At 56.2% G+C, this 11,907-nt stretch carries 11 protein-coding genes; 6 read left to right on the top strand and 5 right to left on the bottom strand.

From position 1 onward, the window contains the following. Positions 1-14 precede the first annotated feature (14 nt). The 3 genes from olsF to ampH form a co-directional block, all read right to left on the bottom strand. Positions 15-1,733 carry a bifunctional ornithine lipid synthase OlsF gene (gene olsF / locus GRPL_RS01165; RefSeq protein WP_032700712.1) on the bottom strand — a complete coding sequence of 573 codons (1,719 nt, stop codon included), beginning with the start codon at positions 1,731-1,733 and terminating at the stop codon, positions 15-17. Between the two features lie 173 nt (positions 1,734-1,906). Beyond that, entirely contained in the window at positions 1,907-2,881 is a 975-nt protein-coding gene (gene hemB / locus GRPL_RS01170) for a porphobilinogen synthase (protein ID WP_004858446.1), read from the bottom strand. A 115-nt stretch (positions 2,882-2,996) separates the two neighbouring features. Further along, complete coding sequence (gene ampH / locus GRPL_RS01175; protein ID WP_032700711.1) at positions 2,997-4,154, bottom strand: D-alanyl-D-alanine-carboxypeptidase/endopeptidase AmpH; 1,158 nt, start codon at positions 4,152-4,154, stop codon at positions 2,997-2,999. A gap of 221 nt (positions 4,155-4,375) precedes the next feature. Here ampH and GRPL_RS01180 point away from each other — a divergent pair, with 221 nt between their 5' ends. From GRPL_RS01180 to GRPL_RS01190, 3 genes are all read left to right on the top strand, one after another. Beyond that, entirely contained in the window at positions 4,376-4,888 is a 513-nt protein-coding gene (locus GRPL_RS01180; RefSeq protein ID WP_463669585.1) for an isochorismatase family protein, read from the top strand. A 119-nt stretch (positions 4,889-5,007) separates the two neighbouring features. Next, positions 5,008-6,228 carry a peptide antibiotic transporter SbmA gene (sbmA, locus tag GRPL_RS01185; RefSeq protein ID WP_032689300.1) on the top strand — a complete coding sequence of 407 codons (1,221 nt, stop codon included), beginning with the start codon at positions 5,008-5,010 and terminating at the stop codon, positions 6,226-6,228. Positions 6,229-6,265: 37 nt separating this feature from the next. Next, positions 6,266-7,396: a DUF1615 domain-containing protein gene (locus GRPL_RS01190; protein ID WP_050496808.1), complete on the top strand. Its 1,131-nt coding sequence runs from the start codon at positions 6,266-6,268 to the stop codon at positions 7,394-7,396. Here GRPL_RS01190 and GRPL_RS01195 read toward each other — a convergent pair. Further along, positions 7,393-7,695, bottom strand: coding sequence for a DUF2755 family protein (locus tag GRPL_RS01195; RefSeq protein WP_032700709.1), 303 nt, complete (start codon positions 7,693-7,695; stop codon positions 7,393-7,395). The two genes, GRPL_RS01190 and GRPL_RS01195, sit on opposite strands and share 4 nt — an antisense overlap. A gap of 252 nt (positions 7,696-7,947) precedes the next feature. On the opposite strand from GRPL_RS01195, the gene GRPL_RS01200 reads away from it, so the two are divergent. Further along, positions 7,948-8,157, top strand: coding sequence for a DUF2754 family protein (locus GRPL_RS01200; protein ID WP_004858472.1), 210 nt, complete (start codon positions 7,948-7,950; stop codon positions 8,155-8,157). A gap of 102 nt (positions 8,158-8,259) precedes the next feature. Here the strand turns inward: GRPL_RS01200 and ddlA are convergent, their stop codons facing one another. Next, the gene (gene ddlA, locus GRPL_RS01205) at positions 8,260-9,357 is read right to left on the bottom strand and encodes a D-alanine--D-alanine ligase (RefSeq protein ID WP_032689298.1); all 1,098 of its coding nucleotides are present in this window, start codon (positions 9,355-9,357) and stop codon (positions 8,260-8,262) included. 303 nt (positions 9,358-9,660) lie between these two features. Here ddlA and GRPL_RS01210 point away from each other — a divergent pair, with 303 nt between their 5' ends. Next, entirely contained in the window at positions 9,661-10,860 is a 1,200-nt protein-coding gene (locus GRPL_RS01210; protein ID WP_004858477.1) for a multidrug efflux MFS transporter, read from the top strand. Between the two features lie 179 nt (positions 10,861-11,039). Continuing rightward, positions 11,040-11,804 carry a gluconate 5-dehydrogenase gene (gene idnO / locus GRPL_RS01215; RefSeq protein ID WP_032700708.1) on the top strand — a complete coding sequence of 255 codons (765 nt, stop codon included), beginning with the start codon at positions 11,040-11,042 and terminating at the stop codon, positions 11,802-11,804. Positions 11,805-11,907 lie beyond the last annotated feature (103 nt).

Raw genomic sequence — 11,907 nt, 5'->3', positions numbered from 1 at the left:
GCCGGGAAAGGCTTTTATGCCGATTTTTGCGCGTCCAGATGTACCCCAATATAGCGCTGATAGCGGTTGGCCTTCAGATAGGTCAAATCCACCAGCACCAGACCATCCACGCAGTTGTTGAAATCCGGGTCGCTGCCGAAATCGATAAACTGCACGCCGCCCGGCTCGCAGACTTCCGAGTACTGCTTATACAGCGGCGGGATCGCGCAGCCGAGGTTGCCGAGCAGGGATTTCAACCGCGCCAGGTCGTCGTTGTAATCTTCCCCGCCAAACTGCGCCAGCACATCCGGCAGTGAGGCAGGATACGGGCGACGGGATTCCGCCAGCGGATGCGTCGCCGGGAACCACAGACGGTAGAATGCCACCAACAGATCGCGAGCCGCGGGCGGCAGGCCACCGGAAATGGAGACCGGGCCGAACAGATAGCGATAGTGCGGGTAGCGCGCCAGCCAGGCCCCGATGCCGCACCACAGATAATCCAGCCCGCGACGCCCCCAGTAGCGCGGCTGAATAAAGCTCCGACCCAGTTCAATCCCGTGGGTGAGGATATCCTCCATCCGCGCATCGTAGTGAAACAGGCTGTAGCTATAGATCCCTTGCAGGCCGCGTTTTTCCAGCTGCATGGCGGTAGGCATAAAGCGATAGGCACCGACGATTTCCAGGTCCTCTTCGTCCCACAGAATCAGGTGCAGGTAATCGTCATCATAGCCGTCGACATCGCGGCGTTTGCCGCTGCCTTCGCCGACCGCGCGAAAGGCAATCTCGCGCAGGCGACCCAGCTCGCGCAGCAGCGGCGCATCTTCCTTGCCGCCGCGCTGCCACAGATAGATGACTTTGCCATCTGCCGTGCGCCCAAGGCACTCCGCCTGGCTGAGTTCGCGCTTAAGCAGGGCGCGATCCTCGGGACGCGCAATTGCGCTTTCCGTTTTAAACACCCCCGGCATCCCTTTGCCCAGTCGCTCAACGTGGCGATAGACGCGATCCGCCAGTTCGCGCGTAGACGTTTGCGCGCTGTACCACGAGGACCAGGCAATTTGTTGGCCGATAGCGATCGGCAGGCTGCTGTTACGCCGGCGGAACATTTGCTGCATCAGCAGCAGCAGAGGAAGATTGTCGGAGAGCAGAGTGCTGGCGTAAAACAGCGCGCTGTTGTGCGCCCGGATCCATACCGGGAGCAGCGGGGCGCGGTACCTGGTTGCCAGTTTGATAAAGCCAGAGTGCCATTTTTTATCGCGGATCCCCCGGCGCGTCAGGCGCGAGACTTCTCCCGCCGGGAAAAAGATCAGTACGCCGCCGTTCTGCAACTGGTGATCCATCTGTTGCAGCGCGGTTTTGGCGGTACGGCCGTTGATATTATCAACGGGAATAAACAGCGAGCTCAGCGGTTCAAGATGGGTTAACAGGCGGTTAGTCACCACTTTGACATCGCGGCGCACGCGGGAAACGGCATAGAGTAGCGCAAGGCCGTCAAGCGTGCCGGTGGGGTGGTTAGCGACGATCACCAGCGGACCGTGTTCAGGGATTTGTTCCAGATCGTGCGCCGGAATTGCGCAGCGGATATTGAGATGTTCAAGCACCTGTTCGACCGTATCAAGCCCTTTCAGGTGGCGATGGCGAGCGGCAAATTGTTGAAACTCCTCCTCATGGAGTAATTTTTTGAGTAGTTTTTTTTGCCAGGGGGCAGGCCTCGCCTGAGGCCACAGGTCGTCGAGTACATTGTCGAGACTAAACATAGCGCTTCCTCCTCCGTCCTGCCCAGACAGTAGAAGGTGCAGATGTCGCTCAGATTACAGTTGAGTGAAGATTTGGGACTGGCGCAAGTCCATTGCCCCGGGCTGCGGCTGGCGCCTGGCCCGGGTTACCGGAGCCCCGGTAAGCGTAGCGCCACCGGGGGAATGACAGGGAATTAACGCAGGATTTTCTTTTCAGCCAGATCGAGGGCGAAGTAGCTGAAGATCAGATCGGCACCGGCGCGCTTAATGGCGCCCAGGCTTTCCAGCACCACTTTTTCTTCGTCGATAGCGCCGGCCTGAGCGGCAAATTTGATCATCGCGTATTCGCCGCTCACCTGGTAGGCGCCGAGGGGCAGATCGCTGCGCTCGCGGATATCGCGCAGAATATCAAGATAGGCGCCGGCCGGTTTGACCATCAGGCAATCTGCGCCCTGGGCTTCATCCAGCAAGGATTCGCGAATGGCTTCACGGCGGTTCATCGGGCTCATCTGATAGGTTTTACGATCGCCTTTCAGCGCGGTACCGGCCGCTTCGCGGAACGGGCCATAGAATGAAGAGGCAAACTTGGTGGAGTAGGACATGATGGCCGTCCGGGTAAAACCGGCGGCGTCCAGCGCCTGGCGAATCGCCTGCACCTGACCATCCATTGCCGCAGAGGGGGCAATAAAATCGGCGCCCGCCGCAGCGGCAACCACCGCCTGTTTGCCAAGGTTCACCAGAGTAGCGTCGTTGTCGACGCCGTGATCGCATAATACGCCGCAGTGGCCGTGTGAGGTGTATTCACAGAAGCAGGTATCGGACATGACAATCATCTCCGGTACTGCATCCTTACTGATGCGTGACATACGCGCCACCAGGCCGTTCTCATTCCAGGCATCGCTGCCGGTCGCGTCGGTGTGGTGCGAAATACCGAAGGTCATCACCGAGCGGATACCGGCGTTGGCGATACGCTCGATTTCCCGCGCCAGGTATTTTTCCGGAATGCGCATCACGCCAGGCATGGCCTCGATGGCTTTGTAATCGTCGATTTCTTCTTCAACAAAGATCGGCAACACCAGGTCGTTCAAACTCAGTGTTGTCTCTTCAAACATGGCGCGCAGCGCAGCGGATTGACGCAAACGGCGGGGGCGAGTGATTAAATCTGTCATGGTTTGCCTGATTTTGTGAAATGAAAACAACAAGTCTAACCGAAATTCCGGTGAGATGTTTCGCCAAAGGAAGCATTATGCCCACGTCACCCTGGAACCCATGCCGTGATGACGATCAGGACTCCGGGATTGACGCCGGCTGTCCGCCGCTGAGTTCGCTGACCAGATCGTTAATACCGTTGCTCATATTACTAAAGCGGGTCAGCGATGAACGGGTGACCACCACAAAAGCGCCGATATTGGCCTGCGGGTTCATGGCCATATAGGTAATGAATCCGCCGCCGCCGCCGGTCTTTTGAATAATCCCCGGTTGGCCATTTTTCGGCTTCATATAGACCCAGCCAAGACCCAGGGCGTCAGCTTTGCCAGGCACATCCATACCGATAACCCGTGTTAGCTGGCTACGTTGATAAATTAACGTCTGCATACGGTCAGCCTGCTGCCCGCGGGTGTAGAAATCGGAGGAAAGGAACTGCTGCATCCAGCGCATCATATCGCCTGGCGTCGAGTAGACGCCGCCGCTGCCGATCGCTGCCAGCGTATTGTTGCACGGGCTGGCGCCTTTCTCGGCGACCATCAGACGGCGGCACTGATCCGGTGAGGGGGTAAAGGTGGTGTCTTTCATACCCAGCGGCCGGGTGATTTGCTCTTCAAATAGCTGCGGATAGGGTTTCCCGGCAGCCGTAGAGAGGGCGTCTGCCAGCAGATCAAACGCGAGGTTGGAGTAGGCGGCCTGCGACCCCGGGGCTGCTTTCAGCGATGCTGTCGACAACCACGACCAGCGATCCTGGCGCGTTGGCCAGACGAAGACCGGACGATGCGGCGCACCACCGGGCTGTTCACGCGGCAGCGCGCTGGTGTGGGTCGCCAGGTTGACCAACGTAATCGGCGTGCCCTGATACGTCGGCACCCGGGCACCCGGCGGCGCGTATTTACTGAGCGGGTCGCTGAGCTTCACGACGCCCTGATCGAGCATTTTTACCAGCATCTCGCTGGTCATCAGTTTACTCAGCGAAGCAATGCGGATAACCGAATCCAGCTGCGGATGCTCATTGTTGCCCGGACGCGTTTCGCCAAAGCTGCGAAACACGCGCTGGTTGCCATCAATAACAACCAGCGCCATGCCGGTGGCACCGCTACCGTAATAGATATGGTTGGCGTAACGATCGACTACATTGGCGGCAAATTCCGGGTCAACGATCGGTTGAGCTGCCTGGACCGATGTCCATGACGCCGCACACAGCGCAGCAAAAATAAGCAGACTACGTTTCAACTGGGGTATCCATAATGATAAGAGGAGATATAGGGCATATTTATACTACGAAGCACGGCTGAACGAAGTGGAATAACGACAATATTTAGCAGAAAAACGTAACCGTGCGTAAAAAGGACTTTTTTATGCTTTCGGATATCCGCTTTCCCCGGTGGGCGCGTATGATGAGCGTTTGATGTATCGGGTGACGAGAGAGAAATATGGCGGCTCAACGAGTGGTGATGGTAGTAGATATGCAAAATGGCGTCTTTGCGACGCCGCGTATTGAGCGCGAACGCTGCGTCGCGCATATTAACCGTCTGATTCGCGCCGCGGATCGCGTGATTTTTATTCAGCATGCCGAGGACGGCGGTCTGGAAGAAGGGAGCGAAGGCTTTGCGCTGCTGGCGGAGCTGGAACCCCCCGCAGACGCCCTCTATGTCACGAAAACCGCCTGCGATGCGTTCTATAAAACATGTCTTGAGCAGGTACTGAGCGAGCAGCAAATCCACCAGTTCGTGATTTGCGGCTGCGCGACCGATTACTGTGTCGATACCACCATCAAAAATGGCGCCAGCCGCGGCTATGCCATCACCGTGGCTGAGGATGCGCACACCACGGCGAACCGTCCGGCTGCGCAGGCCGCAACGCTGATTGACCACTACAACGATGTCTGGCGTACGCTAACCGTACCCGGAAATCCTGTCCGCGTGAAATCCGTAGAAACAATTCTGGCCGAATGGCAGACGAACTAAGCTGCTGATATTTGGTCTCATCATCCGACCGCCCTCCCCAGGCTGCTACAGTGATGCGGCGGGCGTCTTCGTGGTACACAGCATAGCCAGAACGATAAAGAAGTTAGCAGGAGTAGATGATGTTTAAATCTTTTTTCCCCAAACCGGGGCCGTTTTTTCTTTCTGCCTTTGTCTGGTCGCTGCTTGCAGTGATCTTTTGGCAGGCGGGCGGTGGCGACTGGCTGCTGCGTTTAACCGGGGCATCACAAAATGTTGCCATCAGCGCTGCGCGATTCTGGTCGCTGAACTATCTGGTGTTTTATGCCTATTACGTTTTCTGCGTGGGCGTTTTTGCGCTGTTTTGGTTTACCTACAGCCCGCACCGCTGGCAATACTGGTCAATTCTCGGCACCTCTTTGATCATCTTCGTCACCTGGTTTCTGGTGGAGGTTGGGGTGGCGATCAACGCCTGGTATGCGCCGTTCTACGATCTGATCCAGACCGCGTTGGCCACGCCGCACAAAGTCAGTATTAACCAGTTCTATCAGGAAATTGGCGTGTTCCTTGGCATTGCGGTGATCGCGGTGATTATTGGCGTGATGAACAACTTCTTCGTCAGCCACTACGTTTTCCGCTGGCGTACGGCGATGAACGAACACTATATGGCCCACTGGCATCACCTGCGCCACATCGAAGGTGCCGCTCAGCGTGTGCAGGAAGATACCATGCGCTTTGCCTCCACCCTTGAGGATATGGGCGTGAGTTTTATCAACGCCGTCATGACGCTGATTGCCTTCCTGCCGGTGCTGGTTACGTTGTCTGAACACGTGCCGGATCTGCCGATTGTGGGCCATCTGCCGTATGGCCTGGTGATTGCAGCGGTGGTGTGGTCCCTGATGGGGACCGGTTTGCTGGCGGTCGTGGGGATCAAACTGCCGGGGCTGGAATTTAAAAACCAGCGCGTGGAAGCGGCATATCGTAAAGAGCTGGTGTATGGCGAAGATGATGAATCCCGCGCCACGCCGCCAACGGTGCGCGAGCTGTTTAGCGCCGTTCGTCGCAACTATTTCCGCCTCTATTTCCACTACATGTATTTCAACATCGCCCGCATTCTTTATCTGCAGGTGGATAACGTTTTCGGTTTGTTCCTGCTGTTTCCGTCGATCGTTGCCGGTACGATTACGCTGGGCCTGATGACGCAGATTACCAACGTGTTCGGCCAGGTACGCGGCTCGTTCCAGTATCTGATTAGCTCGTGGACGACGCTGGTGGAACTGATGTCCATCTACAAACGTCTGCGTAGTTTTGAACGCGAACTTGATGGTAAAGAGCTGCAGCCCGTTACCCAGACGCTAAACTGATTACCGATCCCCACCCATAGTAGAGGCAGACTGAAGGATGATACAGAGACAAGGAAAGTGCAGGGCAGTCGCGGTACCACGTCGAGTTTCCTGCGCCCTGACGCTGCTGGCTGGGGGGGTTCTGAGCGCCTGTACCAGCAACACGGCGCCGGTACTCAAAGAGGGCGAAAAGCCCGTTGACGTTGCCGCCGTGGTCAGGCAAAAAATGCCCGCCAGCGTGAAGGACAGGGACGAATGGGCGCAGGCGATTGCCAAAACCTTCGAAAGTCAGAAGCTGGCGCCGACGGAAGAGAACGTCTGTTCGGTGCTGGCGGTCGCGCAGCAGGAGTCCAACTATCAATCCGATCCGGTGGTGCCGGGGCTGAGCAAAATCGCCTGGCAAGAGATAGACCGCCGGGCCGAGAAGATGCATATCCCGGTTTTCCTTGTGCATACGGCGCTGAAAATTCCGTCACCCAACGGCAAAAGCTACAGCGAGCGGCTGGACAACGTGAAAACGGAAAAGCAGCTTAGCGCCGTGTTTGACGATTTTATCGGCATGGTGCCTATGGGGCAGAAGTTATTCGGTTCACTCAACCCGGTGCATACCGGTGGCCCGATGCAGGTGAGTATTGCTTTTGCCGAACAGCATACCGATGGCTATCCGTGGAAAATCAACGGCACCGTGCGCCAGGAAGTGTTCAGCCTGCGCGGCGGCCTGTGGTTTGGTACCTGGCACCTGCTCAACTATCCGGCAAACTACAGCGTGCCGCTGTACCGTTTTGCTGACTTTAACGCGGGCTGGTACGCCAGCCGCAATGCTGCGTTTCAGAATGCCGTCAGTAAAGCGAGCGGCGTGAAGCTGGCGCTGGACGGTGATTTAATTCGTTATGATAGCGATGATGCAGGGACGACGGAGCTGGCGGTACGCCGTTTAGCCGGGAAGCTGGCGATGAGCGATGATGACATCCACCGGCAGTTGAAAAAAGGCGACAGCCTGGCGTTTGAAAAAACCGAACTGTACCAGCAGGTTTTCCGTCTGGCGGATAAGAAAGCAGGCAAAGCGTTGCCGCGAGAGATACTGCCGGGGATTCAGCTTGAGAGCCCTAAAATTACGCGCAATCTGACCACGGCCTGGTTTGCGAAACGCGTTGATGAGCGGCGGGCCAGCTGTATGGCGCGCCGCTAGCGATTATCGCTCCAGCGCAGGATAAGCCCCAGCGCTCCGATCAACAGGCCGCCGAACAGGAAGGGGATCAGACCAAACAGGGTCCCCACCGCCAGCCCAATCTTAATTCGCGGCGAGCTGTTGTCCTGGATTTGCATCAGGTGCTCGAAAACGCCGGGGGCATGTATCAGCATACTTAACATCTGCGCGCCGGCCCAGAAACAGAACAGTACAAACAGGGCATAGGCAATATTGCTGCGGGTGATGGCGCTTCTTTTTTTAGCGGCAATAAGTGATTTTGAAAAGGCGAACTCAGCCATCTTACCCTCCGAACTTGACTGACCTGCTGGTTTTGCATCGCGGCATAGCGATTATTCTGGCAGCGGGAAGGGTTTCTCAGTATCAGATTGCTGGTAATTTACGACCAGGAATATTCCTGTTTTCTGTCCGGCGCGGGGGCGGATCATTGTGCAGAACTTAGAGCGATATCCCAATGTGTGATAATTCTCCCCGGGGCTACAGACCGCGGATTCCGGCTGTGCGAAGATGCTTTTTTTGTTGTCGGAGGGGCTATGAAACTCACTGAAAAAATCCGCCGTGACTGGCATTACTACGCGTTTGCGCTGGGATTAATTTTTATTCTGAACGGCGTGGTGGGGCTGCTGGGCTTTGAAACGCAAGGCTGGCAATCCTATGCCGTCGGGCTGGTGACCTGGGTGATTAGCTTCTGGATTGCCGGAAAGATTATCCGCCGCCGTCAGACCGGGGTGGAGGAAGCCTAGGCCGCACGCGTTCTCCGTGGCGGGAAGATGGGCCGGGCTTGAGGCGCTGCGCCTCAGATAGCCCGGGTAAGGCGCCACGCGCCGTCACCCGGGGAAAGAGCATCAGTTCATGGATGTTTTCAGCGCGCGGTCTGCCGCATGGCGCTCCAGCGCCAGTTCAATCAGGCGGCTGATCAGGCTGGTGTAGTCCAGGCCGCTGGCCTGCCACAGCTTCGGATACATACTGATGTTGGTAAAGCCTGGCAGCGTATTGATTTCGTTAATGATAACCTCGTTGTCTTCCGTCAGGAAAACATCAACGCGCGCCATGCCGCTGCAGCCCAGCGTCTGGTAGGCCTGAATGGCAACATCGCGGATTTTATCGTTGATATCGCTGGCAATGGCCGCAGGAACCACCACTTTCGCCCCCTGATCGTCGATGTACTTGGTATCGTAGGCGTAGAATTCGCTGTTCAGGACGATTTCGCCGCAGGTACTGGCCTGAGGATGATCGTTCCCCAGCACCGCACACTCAATTTCCCGTCCTTTAATCCCTTGTTCCACCACCACTTTATGATCGAATTCAAAGGCCAGCGCGACCGCCTGCTGGTACTGCTCTTCGGTGTTGACTTTGCTGACGCCAACCGAAGACCCCTGGTTGGCCGGTTTGACAAACAGCGGCAGGCCGAGTTTGTCTTTCACCTGCGTAAAGCTGAACTGCTGGCGATTGGCGCGGGTCAGGGTGATGAACGGGGCAATCGCCAGTCCGGCATCACGCAGCAGGCGCTTGGTGACGTCTTTGTCCATGCAGGCGGCGGACCCAAGGACGTCGGAGCCGACGAAGGGCAGGTTAGCCATGCGCAGCATCCCCTGCAGCGAGCCGTCTTCCCCGAGGGTACCGTGGACAATCGGGAAAATCACATCGATGGCGGCCAGCGGTTGGCCGCTGTCGGCGTCGATCAGCTGCTGCGCGTCACGGCCGGGAATTTGCGCCAGCGTGACGTCGGAAGGACGCAGGGCAATACGGGCAGGATCCTGCGGGTTTAACAGATAGTTTCCGGCATCGTTGATATGCCAGAGTCCCTGTTTATCAATGCCGAGCAGAACGACATCAAAGCGTGTTTTATCAATTGCTTCAACGATATTTTTCGCCGATTGCAGCGACACTTCATGTTCTGCCGACTTACCGCCAAAAACGATCCCAACCCTCATCTTAGCCATTTCAACTTCCATCCTGATGACAACAAAGCACATAACATAGCATGTGCAATGCGCGCATGGCTGCCAGAATGTTGCTCCCGGAAAGCGGCAGGCTAAAAGCTGTTCGATTGCCATCCAGTGCACCCTTCAGGTCAGCAGAACGCGCTGAAGGGGCGGCGGTTGGTCCTGATAATCTTCGATAAAAAATTTAATCGAGCGATAAAACACTAAACTCGGGCTCAGCGCATCTCTGGTAATACGTCGATGAGTGGAAATTGCTAAGCTAGGTAATAATTCACAAAAAATTAATGAATACGTGTAGTTATGGAATCCTGGAAGGTCAATCTCATCTCCGTCTGGTTTGGTTGCTTTTTCACCGGCCTGGCGATCAGTCAAATTCTGCCTTTTTTGCCGCTTTATGTTTCCCAGCTCGGCGTGACGTCTCACGAGGCTTTATCGATGTGGTCGGGGCTGACGTTCAGCGTCACCTTCCTGGTGTCGGCTATTGTCTCCCCCATGTGGGGCAGTCTGGCCGATCGGAAAGGGCGCAAGCTGATGCTGCTGCGCGCCTCCCTGGGTATGGCGATTGCCATTCTGCTTCAGGCCTTCGCCACCAACGTCTGGCAGCTGTTTATCCTGCGTGCGGTGATGGGGTTGACCTCAGGCTATATTCCGAACGCGATGGCGCTGGTGGCCTCTCAGGTGCCACGGGAACGCAGCGGCTGGGCGCTCAGTACGCTATCGACGGCGCAAATCAGCGGAGTTATCGGCGGGCCGCTGCTGGGCGGCTTTCTGGCCGACCATGTTGGGCTGCGGGCGGTCTTTTTTATCACCGCGATTCTGCTGACGGTCAGTTTTCTCGTCACGCTATTTCTGATTAAAGAGGGTGTCCGGCCGCAGACCAGCAAGGCCGATCGCTTAAGCGGCAGGGAAGTGCTGGCGTCGCTACCTTATCCGGGACTGGTGATTAGCCTGTTTTTCACAACCCTGGTCATTCAACTGTGCAATGGCTCTATTGGTCCGATACTGGCGTTGTTTATCAAGTCAATGGCGCCGGACAGCAACAATATCGCCTTTCTCGCCGGGATGATTGCCGCCGTGCCCGGGGTTTCCGCGCTGATCTCCGCGCCGCGTTTAGGCAAACTTGGCGATCGCATCGGAACCTCGCGCATCTTGCTGGCCACCTTGTGCTGCGCGGTGGTAATGTTTTTCGCCATGTCGTTCGTCACCACCCCGCTGCAGCTGGGCGTCTTGCGTTTCCTGCTGGGCTTTGCCGATGGCGCAATGCTGCCGGCGGTACAGACTCTGCTGCTCAAATACAGCAGCGATAAGGTGACCGGGCGTATTTTCGGTTATAACCAGTCGTTTATGTACCTGGGAAATGTGGTCGGGCCGCTGATCGGCGCTTCGGTATCGGCAATGGCCGGTTTTCGCTGGGTCTTTATTGCCACCGCCGTTATCGTGCTGATTAACCTTTGGCAGCTGGCCGTGATGCTGCAACGCAGTCGCCGTACCGCCGCCTAGTGCCTGTCTCCCGGCATTTACGCCTGCGCGTAAATGCCGCGTTCAGATCTCTCCCTTCCGCCCATCGCCGGCAAATGTCGCACTGATCACAAATTGATCATTTCTCTTCTTTTCCCTCTTTAAAATACAACTGTTACGCGTATACAGTTACGCATAACAGCACATGAAAAAGAGTTTTTATGAAAAATTTATTTGATTTATCCGGCAAGCGCGCGCTGATCACCGGCTCCGCCAGAGGTATTGGCTATCTGCTGGCGGAAGGCCTGGCGGAGTATGGGGCCGAGATTATTATCAATGACCGCACGCAGCAGAAAGCGGATGCCGCGGCACAGGCGCTGCGTGCGCAGAGCTATCGTGCGACGGGCGTGGCTTTTGATGTCACCCGCAGCGCCGAGGTTGAGCAGGCCGTTGCGCGGATTGAGGCGCAGATCGGGGCGATTGATATTTTGATTAACAACGCCGGGATCCAGCGTCGTTATCCCTTCACCGAATTTCCTGAGGATGAGTGGGACCAGGTTATTGAGGTTAACCAGAAAGGGGTTTTCCTTGTTTCTCAGCAGGTGGCTAAATATATGATGAGGCGCCGTTCCGGGAAAATAATTAATATTTGTTCAATGCAGAGTGAATTAGGTCGTAAGACTATTACACCGTATGCCGCATCGAAAGGGGCGGTCAAAATGCTGACGCGTGGAATGTGTGTTGAGCTGGCCGAATATAATATTCAGGTTAATGGTATTGCGCCGGGTTATTTTGCCACAGAAATGACCGCGGCATTAGTTAACGATCGGGATTTTTCTGCCTGGCTCTATCAAAGAACCCCCGCCGCGCGCTGGGGAAAACCGGAAGAATTAATTGGCGCCGCGGTCTATCTGGCCTCCCCGGCGGCTAATTTTGTGAATGGACATCTGTTGTTTGTTGATGGCGGGATGCTTGCCGCCGTGTGAGTCGTGCGTCGCCTTTTAGCGGCCGCACTCCGGCCGCCAGAAAGCTGATGAATATATAAAATAATGAACCCCGTTTGATTATGCACTTTATCTGAGGATGGCA

This window comes from Klebsiella planticola ATCC 33531 (assembly GCF_000735435.1).
Classification (GTDB): Bacteria; Pseudomonadota; Gammaproteobacteria; order Enterobacterales; family Enterobacteriaceae; genus Klebsiella; species Klebsiella planticola.
Note: the sequence above shows the minus strand (reverse complement) of the source record. Positions and strands in the feature narration are given on the sequence as shown.